Annotated in this window: 5 protein-coding genes; all 5 read right to left on the reverse strand. The window is 70.1% G+C overall.

Annotated elements, in window-relative coordinates; translation table 11 throughout:
* Positions 1-2 precede the first annotated feature (2 nt).
* From DFO50_RS13100 to DFO50_RS13120, 5 genes are read right to left on the reverse strand one after another with little or no spacing between them, the layout of a single operon-like run.
* Complete coding sequence (locus tag DFO50_RS13100) at positions 3-776, reverse strand: thioesterase II family protein (protein WP_112692692.1); 774 nt, start codon at positions 774-776, stop codon at positions 3-5.
* Positions 773-1,894, reverse strand: coding sequence for a Gfo/Idh/MocA family oxidoreductase (locus DFO50_RS13105; protein WP_112692693.1), 1,122 nt, complete (start codon positions 1,892-1,894; stop codon positions 773-775). The genes DFO50_RS13100 and DFO50_RS13105 overlap by 4 nt, the downstream gene beginning before the upstream one ends.
* Positions 1,891-11,478 carry a type I polyketide synthase gene (locus tag DFO50_RS13110; RefSeq protein WP_199489832.1) on the reverse strand — a complete coding sequence of 3,196 codons (9,588 nt, stop codon included), beginning with the start codon at positions 11,476-11,478 and terminating at the stop codon, positions 1,891-1,893. Before DFO50_RS13110 ends, DFO50_RS13105 begins: the two co-directional genes overlap by 4 nt.
* Positions 11,471-12,682, reverse strand: a complete 1,212-nt coding sequence (locus tag DFO50_RS13115) for an MFS transporter (protein WP_028499367.1) — start codon at positions 12,680-12,682, stop codon at positions 11,471-11,473. Before DFO50_RS13115 ends, DFO50_RS13110 begins: the two co-directional genes overlap by 8 nt.
* Complete coding sequence (locus tag DFO50_RS13120; protein WP_112692695.1) at positions 12,679-18,834, reverse strand: non-ribosomal peptide synthetase; 6,156 nt, start codon at positions 18,832-18,834, stop codon at positions 12,679-12,681. Before DFO50_RS13120 ends, DFO50_RS13115 begins: the two co-directional genes overlap by 4 nt.
* Positions 18,835-18,918 lie beyond the last annotated feature (84 nt).

An 18,918-nucleotide genomic window follows, 5' to 3' on the forward strand; every position in this document is an offset into this window, starting at 1 on the left:
GATCACCTGTCTGGATAAAAGGTTAGGGATTCAAAGTGATGCATGACCTGGCCGAGAAAGGCGCGCGGTCGCCGGGTCACATGGAAGTGGTCACCGGCCACGGTCACCGGCGGCCCGGCATGGCGCAGCCACGCCTGCCATGCCTGCACCTCGTCGCGGCTGGCTTCGCGGTCATGGCTGCCATGCAGCAGCAGCGACGGGGTGTGCACAGCCGGCGACGGCGGGGCCGGAGCATGGCGATAGCGCTCGGTGGCGCGAAAATCGGCGCGCAGCAAGGGCAGGAACAGGGCACGCAGTGCCGGGGTGGAGAGCAGTTCCGCGCCGCAGCCACCAATTTCGACCAGCTGTTCGACAAACGCCTGATCGCCGAGGTGGCTGAGTTGCCGCCTGCCCCCGAGATGCGGGGCGTGGCAGCCTGACAACACCAGGCCGGCCGGCGGCGTACCGTTCTGCTCCAGCCGGGCGCAGGTCTCGAAAGCGACCTGGGCGCCCATGCTGTGTCCGGCCAGCAGCAGCGGCCGTGGGTCTGGCAGGGTGCGGATGGCGTCGGCGAGCTGATCGGCCAGCTGGTCGATGTGCTCCGCGCAGGGCTCGCCCATGCGGTGGTCACGGCCCGGATAGGTGACCAGCGTGACGTCCAGCCCCAGATCGTCGAGCGGGTGCCAGTCGCGAAAGGCGCCGCGGCTGGCGCCGGCAAACGGGCACATCAGCAGATGCAGGGCAGCGGGCTCGCAGGCAGTGACCAGCGGGCGCAGCAGGGCAGCGCTCGCGGTCATGCCGTCGTCGTCCCGGCGGGCGGCGCGAGCAGCGCAGGGGCCGCAATCACCCGTGGCGCCGGCAGGCTGCATTCGCGGGCCGGGCCGGCGCAGCGCAGGGTCTGGCGCCACAGGCGGGCCAGCGCCAGCTGATGGGCGGCATCGAGGCCGGCCGGCAGTGCCTCGCCGTCAAGATGCCGGCGCAGTGCCTGCAGCAGGGTACCGACACCGGCCGGACCATCGATTTCGAACGCCTGGCGCCAGTCTGCCGGCGCCGGATGCAGGATCAGGGTGGACGGGCGGGCAAGATGGGCGCCGCCCGGGCCGGCGGCGGCGTGATAGAGACTGTGGCTGGCCTCGCGATGTTGCGGATCGTGCAGCGCCGGGGTCCACAGCACCGGCCCGTGGCTGGCTTCCAGCGACAGGTAGCCGGCCGGCCAGCCCAGCGTGAGCTGATGCATGACCAGGCTGTGCAGGTCGGGATCATCGGGGTCCAGATAGGATTGCAGCCTCAGGGTGGCCATGCCGCCGGCCAGTTGCAGCCGCAGGGTATGGAAGGCCGGGTCGTCGCCGTCAGGCAGGCGCTCGACCGTGGCGGTGTCGGTGCCGCTCGCCAGCAGCAGCAGGTCCAGCGATGAATACAGCAGCTGCCGGCTGGTGACGAGATGCGCGAAGCGGGGGGCTTCGCCGTCGAGCAGCCGGCGCACGCGCTGCGCACGGTCGATCCAGCAGCGGCCGGCCGGGGTGTGCGGATAGAAACTGTTGACCCAGTAGACAAGGCGGCGCTGTGCTGCCAGCGCCTGCAGCGGGGCGATGTCGTCCGGGTGCAGCGGATGCTCCTGCAGCACATGCATGCCGCGTTGCAGGAAGGTTCTGGCCAGGGCGCTGCCGGCACCGCCGGCCACGGTGGATCGCACCACCACGCAGACCATGTCGATATCGTCTGGTACCTGTTCCGGCGCGGTATACAGCGGAATGCCGAAAGCGTGCGCCAGTTGCCGGGCCCGGGCGCTGCCGGTGGCCAGCAGTCCGGCCAGCTCCAGCCCGGGCTGCGGCTCGATAAAGGCATTCAGGTACAGTTCGCCGAACTTGGCGCCGGCAACGAGTACCCGCCGGTTCCGGGTGGTCGGGGTGCTCATGCGGTCTCCCTGATTTCGTGGTGCTGCCGCCACTGCCCGAACAGCGTGGCGACCTGTTGTGCCAGCCGGTCGTCCATCACCAGTTGCCAGTGATCGCCGTCCAGCGTGTGCCGCTCGGCCCCGGCCGCCCAGTCCTGCCAGTCGTGCCCGGCGGGTTGCCACGCGGTCGGGCGGTCGGCCGCGCTCAGCCACAGGCACGGGATCGGCAGCGGCGCCGGCCGCGGGTGGCAGACCAGCAGCGCCAGCAGGTATTCGATGCGCTGCAGCCACTCGTGCGTCTGCGCCGGGTCCGGTGCGGCGGGCAGCAGGCCGGCCGCCGTGGCGTTGTGCAGGAAGCAGGCGAGCTGCTGTCCGGGGTCCCGCTGCGCCAGGTCATCGGGCAGCGACACCGCGATGCGCCCCTGCGCCAGCAGGCGCAGCAGGGCCGTGCGATCCGGGCAGCGGAAATCCTCGCGGCAGACCGGGTCGAGCAGGACCAGCGATACCGTTTCTCCCTGTTCGTGCAGCAGGCGCGCTGCCTCGGCGGCCACGAAGGTGCCGTAGGACCAGCCGAGCAGCGCATACGGGCCGTGCGCCTGCTGGCGGCGTATCGCGGCGACATGGTGTGCGGCCAGTGCCGTCAGCGTGTCCGTGCGCGGCGCGTCTGTCGCCTGCAGGCCGAACACCTGCCGGTCCAGCCGCCTGGCCAGTGGCAGGTAGGCGCCGACTTCGCCATCCGAGGCATGGAACATGAACAGCGACCCGGCATGGCGTCCCGATGCCAGCAGCAACGGCATGTCGCCGCTGCCGCTGGCCGGCAGTGGCTGCAGCGTGGCGCAGAAGTCGGCCAGCAGCGGATGTGCAAACAGGTTTTGCAGGCTGGCGCCGTGCACCCCGTCGCGATGGAGTCGCGCGACCATGCGGGTGGCGATCAGGCTGTCACCGCCGCACAGGAAGAAATCGCTGTCGCGGCAGATGTCCTGCGACAGCAGGCTTTGCCAGGCCGCGATAACCTGCGCCTCCAGTGCCGGCTGCGCCACGGCCGTGGCCCGGCCCGGCCCGGGGGCGGCCACCTCCGTCGCTTCGCCCTGCGGCAGTTGTTCGCACTGGCGCAGTTGCAGCGCGGGCAGGCTGATGCCGGGCTGAGCGCGCAGCCAGCGCTCGACCTGGCGCGTGTCCAGCCGGGCGACGTGTTCGGCCCGGGCCAGCACCAGATGCTGGCGCATCGGCGAGCGTTCCTGCTCGGGCCAGTTCAGTTTCAGGGCAAAGCCGGCCTCGGTCAGGGCATCGCGCCACTGCGGCAGGTCGAGCATCGGCTTGTCGTCGTCGACGCGGAAATCCTGGTAGCCGTTGAGACTTTCGATAAAACCGATGCTGGCCATCTGCAGCACGCTGTCGCGTTCGGTTGCCTCGATCAGCAGCAGCCAGCCACCGGGTTTCAGCAGGCGTCCGAGGCGACGCAGCGAATGCACGACATGGCTGGCATCGTGCAGGACGTTGACGGCGACGATCAGGTCATAGCCGTCGTCGGCATGGGCGTCGTAATCGACCGGCCGGTTGATGTCGAACAGCGCGTAGCCGACTTCGGGCCGGTCGGCAAAGGCCTGTCTGGCACTGTCCAGAAACAGGGTCGAGACATCGGTGAAGCGATAGCTGTGCAGGCGGCCGGCCAGCGCCGGCAGCAGGTGACGGGTGGTCGCCGCCGTGCCGGCGCCGACTTCCAGCACCCGCAGATCGTCGCGTTCGCCGGCCAGTGCCGCCGCGAGTTGCGCCGCGCTCCGGTTCAGGCAGTCGCTGACCGGATTGTCGCTGTACAGGCAGCGTGCGATCTCGTCGTCATCGTCGAACAGCAGGGCCAGCGGCGACTGTGTGCCCGTGAGCAGCGCATCGTGCCGGGTGATGCAGGTTTCCAGATAGCGGCCCAGCGTGCGACTCCAGCCGGCCTGTGGCAGCGGGGCGGCCTCGGGCTGCGGCTGCAGCGGGCGCAGGCAGACGAAAGTATCGCCCTCGCGCCGCAGGTCACCGTGCGCGCACAGCATGGCCAGCCACTGCCGCAGCAGCCGGCCATATTGCGGCAGTGCCTGCAGGCGGGCGTGGACTTCCGCCACGTCATGGGCCTGGCCGGCCTGGCTGAACAGGCCGTGACGGTGCAGTGTGCCGGTGATGCCGGTGCGGGCGCGGGCTTCCAGCCAGGTCCAGGTGGCATCCACTTCCGCCGACTGTGCCGGGTCCAGCGTTGGCAGCAGTAGCGGCGTCAGGGGCGAGAAGGCCGGGGTGATCACCGGGACACTGTCGTCCGCGACCAGATCCAGCATGATGGCGTGGCCGTCGGCAGCGGGTCTGGCCGCTGCCCGGGCAATGCCGGGGCAGCGGCACAGCAGGTCTTCCAGCGTGCGCAGGTCGGGGCTGTTTGCGTCCTGTTCGCTCAGCGGCCAGCGCTGGCGGGGGAAGTCATCCAGCCTGCCATCCTCGTGCTGGCGCACGAGTCCTGCCCGGATCATGCGTGCCGGCTCGGCGACCAGACCACGCAGCAGGGCGCAATAGTCGTCGAACATGGCCGCGGCCGTGCCGTCTGCCAGAACGTCATCCATGCAATACCAGCTGAAAACCAGTTCGCCGTTGATCTCCATGACCTGGTGATCGAGCCAGACCTGCGGCGTCTGGGTAAAGACGTGGACCGGATCGCCGAGCAGGCCGGTCATGGCCTGGTCGATGCTCTGACCGTCCAGCGACATGCCGAGCATGCTGGTGAACACGACCGGCATCAGTGGCTGCCGGTTTTGCGCCCGGCCCCGGCCCAGCTCGCGCATCAGTTCCACACCATTGACCTGGCTGTGCGCCAGGTGCTGCCACAAGCGCTGCTGCGTCTGGCGGATGCTGTCCTGCAGCGGAGACGCATGGGCCAGATCGAAGTCGATCAGCAGCACCGAGGTGAAATCGCCGATCAGGCCGGGAACCTGCGGGTGGTCCGGGCGGCGGTTGAAGAAGGTCAGATTGAGGGTAAAGCGCGGGTGCCGGCTCCAGCGCTCCAGCGTATGGGCGAACAGGGTCAGCAGCGCGGCCGACGGCGTGACACCCCAGGCCTGCCACTCTGTTTTCAGCCGCTGCCAGTCCGCCTGCGGCAGGCGGGCCTGGCAAGGGGTAAAGGTCGGCGGCATGCCGCTGCGCACCCTGCATGCCGGCAGCCGTGGCGCCGGCGGCAGCTGTGGCAGCAGGTCCTGCCAGTAGCGCCATGAAGCGCGCCAGGCCGGTTGCCCGCGTCGTGCCTGCTCCGCCAGCACGTAGTCGCGGAACCCCAGTTCGAGCGGCGGCAGGATGTCGCCACGATAGGCATGGGCCAGATCGTCCATCATGACCTTGAAGCTCTGCACATCGAACAGCAGCAGGTCCAGGTTCATGTGCAGGCGGTAGCGGCGGTCGTCGATTTCGCTGATGACCAGCTCGAACAGCGGCCAGCGGTCGGCCGGCAGGACGCGGCTGGACAGTGCGTCCCGGGTTTCGGCCAGTGCCGTTTCCTGCTGTGCCGGGGTCAGCGCGCGCAGATCGTGGCGTTGCGGCCGATAGTCCGGCACCCGGGGCAGGATGCGCTGGCGGCCATCGGCGTCGATCACCATGCGCAGCATGTCATGGCGCTGTATCAGGCTGTTCCAGGCGCGCTCGAAGCGCGGCAGTTCGAAGCGCTCGTGCTGCAGATCCCACTCGAACACCACATGGCAGGCCACCCCGCCATAGTCGATCAGGTCGGTGCGCCCCAGCCAGTACGCATGCTGGATCGGGGTCAGCGGGAAGGGATCGAAGCGACGGGCCGCATCGTGAACCAGCGGGGCGGTCGCGGCCAGGTCTGCCTGCGGGGCCGAGGCAGCGATCAGGCGCGCCAGCCCGGCCAGCGTCAGTTCGCGATAGGCGCTGCCGGCATCGAGGCGGATGCCGAACTGGCACTGGACTGCGCTGCCCAGCTCAAGGAACAGCAGCGAGTCGAGACCCAGTTGCAGCAGATCGCGTTGCGGCGTCAGCTGCGCCGGATCATCGAGACGCAGCTGGGCTGCAACATGGGCGCCGAGCCAGCGGATCAGGGCATCGGTGTCATGCGGATCGCAGCCGGCTGGCGGGGGGAGGCTGGCCGATGCGCTGGCCGGGGGCAGAGGCCGGGATGCGGCCGTCGTGGCGATGCCCAGCCATTCACGCCGGACCGGATCGAGTCGTTGCGGCACGACCCGCATCGCCAGCCGGTAGGGCGCTCCGCGCATTACCGCCTGTTCCAGGTGCCACAGGCCCTCGGCCGTACCGAGGGCGCCCATGCCGTCGGTGGCGAGCCGGTCCAGCAGGGCGGCATCGGCGGCATGACCCACGTCGGCCCAGGCGCCCCAGGCCATGGAAATGACGGTCAGGGCACTGCCGGCAGGAGCGGACTGCGCCAGTCCGTCCAGATAGGCGCTGGCCAGGGCATGCGCGCCCTGGCCCGCCGCGCCCAGCGCGGCGGCAGCGGAGGAATAGAGCAGCAGATAGCGTCCCTGATGCGCAAGCAGCCAGTCGTGCAACTGGTGTGCGGCTTCCGCCTTGAGTGCCAGTACCGGTGCCAGTCGTTCGGGGGTGAGCAGGGCCAGCGGCACATCGTCGAGCCGGCCGGCGGCGTGAATGACCCCGTCGATGCCGCCATCGGCCTGCAGCTCGTGCAGTGCGGCGGCCAGATGCATCGGGTCCGCCACATCGCAGCGCAACCAGCGCAATTGGCAGGCATGGCGGCTGCTGACGGCATGGCGGAAATCGGGCCAGTCAGAGGCAGCGTGTGGCGCCAGCAGGGCAATGCGCGTTGCGCCCTGCCGTGCCAGCCATTCGACGCTGATCCGGCCCAGCCCGCCGAAGGCGCCCGTGACCAGATGCCAGCCCTCGCTGCACAGGCTGCCGGCCGGCAGGGCCGGCGCCATATGCGTCTGCAGCGCCAGGCGGGGCTGCAGTGCCTGCCCGTCGCGCATGGCGATCCAGCATGAGCCGGCTGCCGCGCCCACGGCGGCCGGCAGCGCCGCCCAGTCTGCGTCGAGGGCAAGGTCGATTGCCACGATCTGCCGTCCGGGCTGCTCGATCGCCGCCACGCGCAGCAGGCCCCATGCCGCACGGTGTGCCGGCTGGACCCGGTCGCCATCGCGGAGTGCCCAGGCGGCCCGGGTGATCACGAACAGCGGACGGCGCGCCGGATCGGCCAGCGCTTCCAGCAACGGACCGGTCATGTCCCGCGTTGACGGCGATGCCGGGTCCAGCGGCAGCAGGATTCGCGCCGCCTGCGACGAAAAGGTGAACCCGGCCTGTTGCAGCGCGTCAGTCATCGCCGCGCAGGCGTCTGGCAACGAAAAGTCGCCGTGATCGGGGACCGGGGCCAGCCCGGACGGGACCCACTGCCAGTCGTAATGCGTGTCCGGCGCCGGTTGCGGGCCCGGCAGCCCGGGCTGCGGCGCGGTACCGGTCAGGGAACGCCAGCATCCGGCCGCGTCGCAGCCCTCGATTTCAAGCCGGGCCTGGCCAAAGGCCGCCCCCTGCCAGTGCAGCCGTACCTGCGACAGCCAGTCCGGCGCGCTGGCCGGCATGTCCGCCGGCATGCCGGGCCGGCCATCGCCATGGCGGTGTGACAGCACATCGCTGACCTGGCGCAGCCGTTCCTGCCAGGCATCATGCTGGCCGGCGCAGTCGGACCAGTCCGCCAGATAGCAGCCGTCGCGGGTCAGTGCCTGGCCGAGCCGCGCATCCGGGTCGCTGTCGCCCGGCGCGGCCAGTCTGGCAGACATGCCGCCGGCGACACGGGCCAGCAGGATGTGTTCGCTGATCTGCGCGGTCGGGCTGCCGTCATCCGGCAGCCAGTCGGTCCGGGCAAAGCCGGCCGCGCGGCACTGTGCCGCCCAGTGTGCCGTGGACAGGAACAGGCCGCCCCCGCGGGCATCCTGGTCATGCAGTGGCAGGACCAGCGGGCCGAACACGAAATCGAACAGCCGCATCGGCCGGGTGATTTCGCGCATCAGCAGGCGGCCGCCGGCTTTCAGCAGCGGGCGCAGGTTCGCCAGGGCGCGGCCGACGTGCTGGGTGGCGTGGATGACATTGGCGGCGATGATCAGATCGTAGTCGCCGGCAGCGAAGCCCTGGGCGCCGGCGTCCTGCTGCAGATCGAAGCGGCGATAGTCGATAAAGGCGTGGTCGCTGAATTTCTGCCCGGCGCGGCGCAGGAAGATCGGCGAGATATCGGTAAAGTCATAATGCAGTGCAGGCTGCCCGGCCAGTTCCGGCAACAGCCAGGCCGTGGTGCCTCCGGTGCCGCCGCCGACCTCCAGTATCCGGAACGGCTGCGGCGGCCGGCGGTCGGCCTGCCGTTCCCGCATCAGGCCGGTCACCACGCCAGCGGCAATCTGGTTGAAGTAGCGGCCGAAGCTGAATTCCTGATACAGCACCTCGACGCCGCTCGATGCGCCGTCGGGGAAAATCACCGCCACCGGTTCGAGCTGACCGCTCATCATCGCGTACAGGCTGTCGCCCGCCCGGGCCAGGGTGTCGGCAATGACATCCAGTCCTTCGCAGTAGCTGCGCAGTTCCAGCAGCAGCGTGTCACGCCGGGCGTGGGGAACCGGTTGCGCCGGCAGGTAGCACTCGCCGTCACGGCGGTAATAGCCATCCTCGACGCAGGCATCGAGCAGGCGGACCAGCAACTGCCGGTGGCGGGGCAGCAGCCGTCCGCTGCGCAGGATGCCGGTGGCGGACACCCCGTGCGCAAAGGCGTCGCCGACGCAGCGCTGCACCAGGGTATCGACGTAGATGGCATGCAGCAGGGTCACGCCGTCATACAGCGCCTGCAGCCGTGGCAGATCCAGGCTGGCGGCGGCGTGAGTGGCGACGCGGCGGCCGGCGGCGAGGGCCGCGTCGTCGGCCGTGCCGGGTCCGGTTTCTGCCGGTTCGGCTTCGCGCCAGTAGCGCGTGCGGTCGAACGGATAGCAGGGGGCATGCACCTTGCGGCCTCCCGTGGCCAGCAGGGTCTGCCATGGCAGACCGACCCCGGCGGCATACAGCTGCCGCAGCGCCAGTCCGCTCAGGGCCGGTGCCGGTTGCTGCCGCCGTGCGCTGGCGATCCAGTGGGCGCGATCCGCAGCTTCGCGCCGGCCGATCCCGGTCAGCGATGCATCGGGCCCGAGTTCCAGGCACACGCCGACGCCGTGGTCCAGTGCGCAGCGCACCGCCTGGTCATGGCGCACCGGCTCGCGCAGATGCCGGCGCCAGTAATCCGCTTCATTCAGCCGGTCGGCATCCACCACCGTGCCGAGCAGGGTGGAGATCAGCGGCAGTCGGCCGGGCGCAGCGTGGAGCGGGGCGGTCGCGTGCTGGTAGGCATCCAGAATCGGGTCGAGCAGGGCCGAGTGGGCCGCGCCGGCCACGCTCAGCCGCTGATGGCGGATCTCCCGCGCGTCGAGGACGGCGGCCAGCGCGTCGATGGCATCGCGCAGACCGGAGAACACCAGATGGCGCGGGCCATTGCACACGGCCAGATCCAGCCCCAGTTCCCCGGCCAGCGGCAGCAGTGTCGCCTTGTCGGCGAACACGGCCAGCATGGCCCCGCCGGCACATTGCTGCATCAGGGCGCCGCGGCGCTGCACCAGCGGCATGATCTGCTCGATGCTGTAGTGACCGGCGACTACCGCCGCCGCATATTCGCCCACCGAGTGACCGAGCACCATGTCCGGTTCGAGACCCAGCGCCTGCCAGTGGGCGGCCATGGCCAGCCCGAAGGCGACGATGGCCGGCTGGGCGTAGTCCATGCGTTCCAGCAGGGCGCCGTGCTGGCCGGACATGACTTCGCGCAAGGGCGGATCGAGCGGCACATCGCAGGCGGCAAGGCAGCGTTCGAGGCAGGCGGCAAAGGCGGGCGAGCCCTCGGCCATGGCCCTGCCCATGCCGGGCCAGTGCGATCCCTGGCCGGTGAACAGCCAGAGCTGCCTGCCGGCGACGCCGTGACCGGTCTGCAGCAGGATGTCGCTCTCGCCGGCGGCATGGGCGTCCAGCGCGGCAGCGGTTTCCTCGCCCAGCGGCACGGCCAGCCGGAAAGCCAGGTCCAGTTGTCGCCCGTGCAGCGCGGTATGTGCCAGGTCGCCGGGCGGGGTGTGGCGCATGGCTGCGGCATGGGCGGCAGCCAGTCGTCGCAGGGCGCCGTCGCTGGCCGCACTCAGCAGCAGCGTGCCCTGGCCGCTGGGTGTGTCGTCACACGCAGCGTTGGCGCGCAGTGCCTCGGGGAGGGCGGCCACGATCATGTGGCAGTTGGTGCCGCCGATGCCGAACGAGGACACGCCGGCCAGACGTTCGGCACCGGTCCATGGCGTGGCGGCGGATGGCACATGGAACGGACTGGTTTCCAGGGCCAGTGCCGGGTTGGCCTGGCGGAAATGCAGGCTGGGCGGAATCATCCCGCGTTCCACCGCCAGTACCACCTTGATCAGGCTGGCAATGCCGGCCGCCGTGTCCAGGTGGCCGAGGTTGCCCTTGACCGAGCCCAGCGCGCAGCGCGGGCCGCCATGGCGACCGGCAAAGGCACCGCGCAGCGCTTCCAGTTCGACCGGATCGCCGAGCGGGGTTGCGGTGCCGTGCGCCTCGATCAGACCGATCTGCGTGCAGTCGACCCGGGCGAGCATCAGGGCTTCGCGGATCACCTCGCGCTGGCCGGCCACCGACGGCGCGGTATAGCCGACCTTGCGGTTGCCGTCGTTGTTGACTGCGCTGCCGCGCAGCACGGCCATGACCGGATCGCCGTCGCGCAGCGCGTCGCCCAGCCGGCGCAGGGTCACCACACCGACGCCATTGCCGGGGAAGGTGCCCTGTGCCCCGGCATCGAAAGGCCGGCAGTGACCGTCCGGCGAGAAAATCATGCCCGGCTGGTGGAGATAACCGGCCTGCTGCGGAAAGGAGAGTGCCACGCCGCCGGCGATGGCCATGTCGCATTCGCCGGCGCGCAGGCTTTCGCAGGCCAGATGTACGGCGACCAGCGAGCTGGAGCAGGCGGTCTGCACCGACAGCGCCGGGCCGCCGAGATTCAGCTTGTAGGCGACGCGGGTGGCGAGGTAATCCTTGTCGTTGCCCATCAGCGACTGCAGCCCCCTGACCTGTGCCACCTCGGCAATGCGCAGCGGTTCGCGGCCCGGATAGGTACTGACCCGTGCCGAGCCGAACACGCCGGTCTTGTGCGGCACGTCCCGTGGTGCGTAGCCGGCGTGTTCCAGTGCATGCCAGGCGGTTTGCAGGAACAGCCGCTGCTGCGGGTCCATCGACTCGGCCTCCTGCCGCGAGTACGAGAACAGCGCGGCATCGAAGGCATCGGCCTCGTCGAGCACGGTGCCGACATTGACGAAATCCGGCGCGTCGACGGTGGCGGCATCCAGCCCGGCATCCAGCAGCGCCTGGCGCGAAAAGCGGCGGCTGCACTCGCGCCCGTCGAGCAGGTTCTGCCAGAAAGCCTCGCTGTCGGCCGCCTCCGGGAAGCGGCAGGCGAGGCCGATGACGGCAACCGGTTCGCTGTCCGGGTAGTACTGCTCCAGCAGGGTCTCGATATCAGGGGCCGGGCAGGGGACGGAAAGGGCGTTAGCCATGTTGGGCATCCTGAAGGGGAGGAGTGGCGGAAGTGGTGCGGCGAAGCCGGCGGCACAGCCGGCTGGCCGGCCACAGGCTGAGAAGGGCCAGCGCGGCGAGCAGGGCCAGAACCGGGCGATAGCCGGTGTCGTGGGCCAGACGCAGCGAGGCCATCGAGGCAAGCATGGCGACGGCCATGTCGGTGGACTGGAACAGGGCGTAGTCCGACGCGGGCTGGTGCGGACGCACCAGTCCCATCAGCGCGTTGTACAGGGTGACGAAACCGATGGCGGCGGCGACATTGACCAGCCCGAACAGCAGCAGCCAGGCCGATGGCCTGAAGTGCGGATAGCCGAGGGCGAGCAGGGTGGCCAGCGCGGCATGCAGCACCATCACCGGCAGCAGACTGCGCCAGGCGCCAATGCGCCGGGCCAGCAGCCCGCCGAGCAGGATGCCAAGGCCACTGGCCAGCGTGCTGTACAGGGTGATGGCTTCGCCCAGCTCGGTCAGGCTCAGTCCCTGGTCGACCAGCAGCACGGTCTGCAGGCCCAGCAGGCCGCGCATCGCCAGGTAGTAGATCGCCGTCAGCGCCAGTGCCGGCCACAATGCGCGCAGGCTGTGCAGGTCGAGCCTGGCCGGTCGCTGGCCGGCCATCGGCCGGGTCGGGCGCCGCAGCAGCAGGGGCGGCACCAGCAGCAGCAGCGACAGCGCTGCCATGGCGAAGAAACCACGCTGCCAGCCGGCGTGCTGGGTGATGGCCAGAAAGGCAAAGGCACCGAACGGGATGCCCAGATAGCTGCCGCCAACCTGGGCGGCATTGGCGAACGGCCGGCTGCGGTCATCGGTGGTGCAGATGGTGATGCCGTTGGCGTAGATGCCATGGCTGGCCGACAGCAGGGTCAGCAGCGTCAGCGCCAGCACGATCGTGACCACCGAGTGGTCCGGCGGCAGCAGGCCGATGGTCGCCAGCAGCGCGGCCATGCCCAGCTGCAGCAGGACCAGACTGCCCTGATAGCGGTTGCCGAGCAGCGACAGCGCGTGGCGTTCGCACCATGGCGCCCACAGGAATTTGCCGACCCACGGCAGCAGGGTCAGCGACAGCCAGCTGAGCTGGGCCAGATCCAGGCCGGCATGGCGGAAATAGCCGACCACGCCCTGCAGGACCAGGGCGGTGACCATGCCCTGGTGCAGGTAGTAGCACCAGTAGGGAAGATAGCGTGTCATCGGGGGGGCTCCTGCCGGCGCTGGCGGCGCGGCAAGCGCCGCTGCGGTTCCGTGCCGGTGGATGGTGGCTGGCCGCCGAGACGGGCCGCCAGCGCTTGCGGGGACGGATGGGCGAACAGGTCGGTGACCTGCAACTGGCCATGGCCGGCCTGTTGCAGCCGGACATGCAGTTGCACCAGCTTCAGCGAGGTCGCACCGGCATCGAAGAAATTCTGCCGTGGCAAGATCGGCTGGCCGACCACCTGCCGGAAATGGGCGCACAGCTGGGCCACGCGTGCCGCGTCGTCGACCGACGGGGCGGCCGGCGGCCGGTCGACCACTGCCACAGGGGCCGGGCCGGCCGGCCGCAGCGGCGTTGCGCGCGGCAGCAGCGTGTCCAGCGCCAGCTGCCAGGCGTCGTCGTCGACTGCCAGCCGGCGCAGCAGGGCGCCGTATTGCTGGAACATGGTGCGCAACTGTGCCGGCTCGAACAGCGCCTCCACCGCATCCCAGTTGAAGCGGAGCTCGCCTTCGGATTCATAGACCTGGTGATCCAGCCAGACCTGTGGCGTCTGCGAAATGCCCCGGCGCGGCGTCAGCCACGACGCATGGGCGAGAAAACGGCCATGGTCGAAGCCGAGCGCGCTGGTGAATACCACCGGCATGGCGACGGCGGCCCGGCCCTGTCGCTGCGCCAGTTCGCGCATCAGTTGCAGTGCGGAGACCTCGCGATGCGCCAGGTCCTGCCACAACTGGCGCTGCAGGCCCTGTGCGCTGTCCAGCCAGTTGCCGGCCGGCTGCCAGGCGAGCAGCAGCAGCGAGGTGAAATCGCCGAGCAGGTGTTCGATCTGCGCATGCACCGGCTGGCGATCGAACAGGGTCAGGTTCAGGCACAGCGCGCGTTGCGCGCTCCAGGCCGACAGGACGGCGGCGTAGGTGGCCAGCAGCAGCGCCGACGGCGTCAGCCGGGCCGCGCTGGCGCGTGCTTTCAGTGCCTGCCAGTCGGCGGCCGGCAAGTGGTCGGACAGGCGGACGAAGTCCGGGACGCCGACGCTGGCCGGATCGCAGCGCAGCGGCAACTGCGGCGGTGGCGGCAGCCGGTCCAGGCGCTCGCGCCAGTAGGCCAGCGAGGCCTCACTCGCCTGCTGCCCGGCAACATGGACCCGGTAGTCGCGGAAACCGATTTCCAGCGGTGGCAGGGTGCAGGCCGGTTGCAGATAGCACTGTTCCAGCTCCGCCAGCAGGATCTGCATGCTCAGGCCGTCGAGCAGCAGATTGTCCAGGCACAGATAGAGCCGGAAATGACCGTGTGCGTCTTCTGCCGCCTGCAGATCGAACACCGGCCAGCGGCCAGGGTCGAGCACCTGGCGCGACAGGCGCCGGTACAGATCGTCGGCATCGTCGAGACGGGCAAAGCGGTGGCGCGGCAGTACGAACGGCGGCACCGTGGGCAGCACTTGCAGCTGGTCGTCGCGCACCACGGCGCGCAGCATGTCATGGCGCTGGATCAGCCGGTTCCAGGCTGTCTCGAAACGGCCGACATCCAGCTTGCCGGCGTCGAACTCGACAAAGAACTGCGATCCCACGCCACCGAGGGCAAACCCCGGCTGGCGGCCGACCAGATAAGCCTGCTGCACGTCGGTCAGGGCGAACGGCAGGTGGCGCGATGCCGGGTCGGGACGCAGCGCCGTGGCGGCCGGCGGCGGCCGATGCTGCAGCGTGGCGGCGAAGGCGGCCAGCGTCGGGGCCGCGAACAGGTCGCCCAGTGTCGCCTCGTAACCGGCCCGTTCCAGTTCGCCGATCAGGCGTGTGGCCAGCAGGCTGTCGCCGCCAAGCTGGAAGAAGTCGCTGTGACGCTGCAGGTCGGGGACGGCCAGCAGCGTCTGCCAGATTGCGGCCAGCGTCAGTTCGGTCGCACTGCCGGGGGCGTCCTGTCCGGCCGGGCACGCCGCCGGCGGAGTGCAGCGGGCGATCAGCGCCTGATGATCGATCTTGCCGTTCGCGGTCAGCGGAAAGGCATCAAGGAAATACAGCCGCTGCGGCAGCATGTAGGCCGGCAGTTGCGCCGCCAGTGCTGCGCTCAGCTTGCGCGGGTCCGGCCGTGACAGTGCCGCTGGCGCGCGCAGGACAAAGCGCTGCAGTTCGTCCACCCGGTCTGCGCGTTCGCCGTGCAGGCCCCGGGCCTGGAAGTGTGCCTGCCAGGCGGCGGCGTCCATCAGGCTGGCGGCGGCGGGAAGGCCGTCCGTCGCCAGCAGATCGGCACTGACCAGAGCCAGGGCCGACGGGGCGTGTCGTTCCAGCACCAGCAGCAGGGCACCCGGTGCGGCCAGCCCGGCCAGTTGCGTCAGCCCGTCGGCCCCGAGCCGGTGCAGGGCGTTGTTCGCCCAGACCACATCGGCGGTGTGGGCCAGCGCTGCCAGTTCGGCGGCGCTGGCGTGACGGGCGCTGGCATGCGGGTATGCGGCCAGACCGGCGCTGGCACCCCGTACCCGGTCCCGGGAGTCGTCGAGTGCGATATAGCTCAGCTGGCCGGCATCCAGCCGTTGCAGCAGCAGGTGCCCGCCCAGAGCGCTGCGTGCGCCGATCTCGATCAGCCGCAGCGGGCGGCGCAGGGTCTGCGCCAGCCCGGCCAGCACACCGGCGAAGGCCACGATGGCGCGCCGTGTGCCGGCGCTGTCCAGCAACCGCCGTTCGGGTGCCCAGAACGGATGGTCGAGCAGGGTGTGGGCCGGCTGCCGCCCGTGCAGGATGTCGGCCAGCGTGGCGTGGTGGTCGCCCAGGGCGTCGGCCATGGCCTGCAGCGGACTGTCGGCCGGCGGCTGCCAGCCCGCTGCATCATGGCGTGGTCCGCGCCGGCAGGCGTGGCCATCGCGGACCAGCCGGCCGTCGGCGCACAGCAGTTCCAGCCAGCGGCTGAACAGTCCGTACCAGGCGGCGCTGGCGCCGTAGTGCATCGCGACCAGCCCGGGATCGAGCGGGGTGCGGAAATCCACGCCGTGGCGCTGCAGATGGTCGTGCAGGAAATCGGCCACCAGACGGCGAATGGCATCCTCACCGGGGTTGGCCGGATCGTCGGCCAGTGGCGTGAACAGACTGCCGTAGTCGCCGGGCAGCGCCGGGTCGGCCTCCCGCCGGCTGCACAGTGACGGGCCGGCACCGACCACGAATGCGGCCAGTGATTTTTCACGCTCGCCAAGGGTGAGCGCAATGCCTGCCCGTACGCCATCGAGGCGGTTCAGCACCGCATCGATCTCGCCGAGTTCGATGCGATGGCCACCGATTTTCACCTGCCTGTCGCGCCGGCCGAGGAATTCCAGCGTGCCGTCGGGCCAGTAGCACCCCAGATCGCCGGTGCGATACCAGCGGTCGTCGCCCTTGCCGACAAACTGCTGCGCCGTGCGCTCGCGGTCATTGAAATAGCCAAGCGCGACGCCGTCGCCGCCGATCCACAACTCGCCCGCCACCCAGTCCGGGCAGTCGCGCCCGCTGCCGTCGACCACGCGGTAGCGCTGGTTGGGCAGCGGAAAGCCATACGGAATCGAGCGCCAGTGGGGCTGCACCTCGCCCACCTCATGCGCGTTGGACCAGATCGACGCCTCGGTAGCGCCGCCCATGGCGACCAGTTGCCCGTCGGCGCGGAAAGCGCGATAGCGGGCCGGCAGGTCCAGACCGATCCAGTCGCCGGACAGCATCACCAGCCGCAGCCGCGCCGGCGCCTGCCGCGCAAAGCCTTCGCTGTAGGTCAGCAGCATGTCGAACAGTGCCGGAACACTGTTCCAGACACTGATCCGGTGCCGTTCGATCAACCCGCACCAGGCTGACGGATCGCGCCGCTGCCCCTCGTCCACCAGTACCAGAGTGCCGCCGGCGGTCAGCAGGCCGAAAATATCGTAGACCGACAGATCGAAATGCAGGGCCGACAGGGCCAGCAGGCGATCGTCGGGGCCCAGCCGGTAGCGCCGGTTCAGCGCGGCGCAGGTATTGAGTGCGCCGCGGTGGGAAATCACCACCCCCTTGGGCGTGCCGGTGGAGCCGGAGGTGTAGATCACATAGGCGGGGCTGTCCGCTGCCACCGTGACCGGTGCGGGAATCGGGGCATGGCGGATGGCGTCCTGCCAGCACAGCCGGCGGGCCGGGTCCTGCTCCCCGGGACCGGGCGTGCTGTCGTCATCGCGGCTGGCCAGCACCAGGGTGATGCCGGCATCGGCATGAATCTGCCGTCGCCGGGCGGCAGGCTGTTCCAGCGGCACCGGCACATAGACCGCCCCGGCGAGCAGCACGCCCAGTACGGCCACTACCTGTCCCGTCCCCCTTGACTGGCTGATCGCCACCCGGTCACCGGCGCGGATGCCGTGTGCGGCCAGGGCGCCGGCGCAGCGTCGTGCCATGTCGACCAGCTCGTCGTAGCGCAGCGGGTGGTCACGGTGGATGACGGCAATGGCGCCCGGCGCTCGGGCGGCCCGCTCGATCACGCCCTCGTGCAGCAGGCCGGACGGCCGCGGGCCGGCCGTGGCATTGACCCGTGCCCGCTGTTCGCACTGTGCGGCGGGCATCGGATCGGGCAGCGGTTCGTGCCAGGCGCGGGCATCGTTGACCAGGTGACGGACCTGCGCGATATAGGCGTTGAACAGGGTGTCGACCAGACCGGCGGGGAACAGGGCTTCATTGCTGTCCCACTGCAGCCACACCGACGAGCCGTGCTCGAAGGCCAGGTGATCGATCCAGACCTGCGGGGTCTGCGAGATGCCCCAGCCCGGCTCGCCGAGGGCGGCGGCGGTATTGTCGCCATACAGCGGGCGGCCCAGATTGCTGGTGAACACCAGCGGGGCGCCGTGCGGATGGCGCTGTTCCTTTTTCAGCTCGCGCAGCAGCTCGACACCGGACCAGTGCCGGTGTTCGCAGGCATCGGCGAAGGTGTTCTGGTTGGCCTGCGCCAGCGTGTCGAACGCCGCGCCTTCGCCCTGCACGTCGAGCAGCAGGATGCTGGTGAAATCGGCCATCAGGCGTTCCACGGCCGGATGCAGGGGCTGGCGATCGAACAGGGTGAGGTTAAGCAGCAGCCGCGACTGTCCGCTCCAGCGCGCCAGTACCGAGGCGAAGCAGGTGGCGAGGGCCAGGGTCGGGGTGACGCCGCAGGCGCCGGCATGCTGTCTGAACGCCTGCCAGTCGGCGTGCGGCAGTTCGGCGCGGCGGCGGCTGATGCGGACCCGGGCCAGTTGCGCGGGCTCCTGTGCCAGCGGCAGGGACGGGGCGGCCGGCAGCGAGGGCAGCTTGTCACGCCAGTAGCGTTGCGCCTGTTCGCGGGCGGCAGCGGTGTCATGCTGCAACTGGGCCAGATAGCTGCGGAAATCATAATCGGCGTCAAGCGGCGGCAGCGGCTGCCCTGCGACCAGCGCGGCCAGTTCCTCGAACAGCAGGGTAAAGCTGGCCGCGTCGAGCACCAGCAGATCGAGATTGACGTGCAGCCGGTGGCGGCCGTGTGGCAGCAGCGACAGCTGGAAGTCGAAGGTTTCCCCCCGTTCGACCGCCAGCAGCCGGTGGCCGAGTCGTTCGCGCTGTTCGAGCAGGGTGCGCTCGCCTTCATCCTCATCCCGCGTACGCAGATCATGGACGGTCACGCCCTGCCAGACGGGGGCCGTGCACCAGTGTTGCCGGCCATCGGCGCTGAAGGCGACCTGCAGCATCGGGTGGCGGGTCGTCAGTGTCCGGATGGCCCGCTCCAGCGCCCCGGCATCGAGCCCGGCCCCGTCAAACTCCTGGTACAGATGGCAGCCGACGCCTCCCAGCGGCTGCCGGGAGGACCGGCCGACCAGATAGGCGTGCTGCACCGGCGTCAGTGCAAACGGCGCGCCGTCGCGCATGCCCGGCCAGACTGTCGTGACGGGGAGAATGGCCGGCGGCTGGGCACCGCCCTGCAACAGCCGGCTCCAGCCGGCCAGCGTCGGTTCGCGATACAGGTCGCGCAGCGTCAGGTGGTAGCCGCGTGAACGCAGCCGGTTCAGCCACGCCATCAGGTGCATCGAGTCCAGCCCCAGCTGCAGCAGACTGGCCTGGGCGTCGAGCTGCCCGGGTGCCATTCGCAGTTCGCGGGCCAGTTCCTGCCGCAGCGAGTCGCTGTCGACAGAAGAGGGAGGGAGGATCGGGGCCGGCAGGGATGCGCGGGGGTCAGACATGGTATGCCGCCTCTGGTCATGAAGGGGGGGCAGTCGAGCGGGGACGGAGGTCACGGACCATGGGCACGGCAAAATGGTCCACGG

It is taken from the genome of Microvirgula sp. AG722 (genome assembly GCF_003269145.1).
Taxonomy (GTDB): Bacteria; Pseudomonadota; Gammaproteobacteria; order Burkholderiales; family Aquaspirillaceae; genus Microvirgula; species Microvirgula aerodenitrificans.

Bases quoted from the DNA above. Each gene is read 5' to 3' on its own strand.
- DFO50_RS13115 (WP_028499367.1), bottom strand. From the start codon at position 12,682: ATGACACGCTATCTTCCCTACTGGTGCTACTACCTGCACCAGGGCATG.
- DFO50_RS13105 (WP_112692693.1), bottom strand. From the start codon at position 1,894: ATGAGCACCCCGACCACCCGGAACCGGCGGGTACTCGTTGCCGGCGCC.
- DFO50_RS13100 (WP_112692692.1), bottom strand. From the start codon at position 776: ATGACCGCGAGCGCTGCCCTGCTGCGCCCGCTGGTCACTGCCTGCGAG.
- DFO50_RS13120 (WP_112692695.1), bottom strand. From the start codon at position 18,834: ATGTCTGACCCCCGCGCATCCCTGCCGGCCCCGATCCTCCCTCCCTCT.
- DFO50_RS13110 (WP_199489832.1), bottom strand. From the start codon at position 11,478: ATGGCTAACGCCCTTTCCGTCCCCTGCCCGGCCCCTGATATCGAGACC.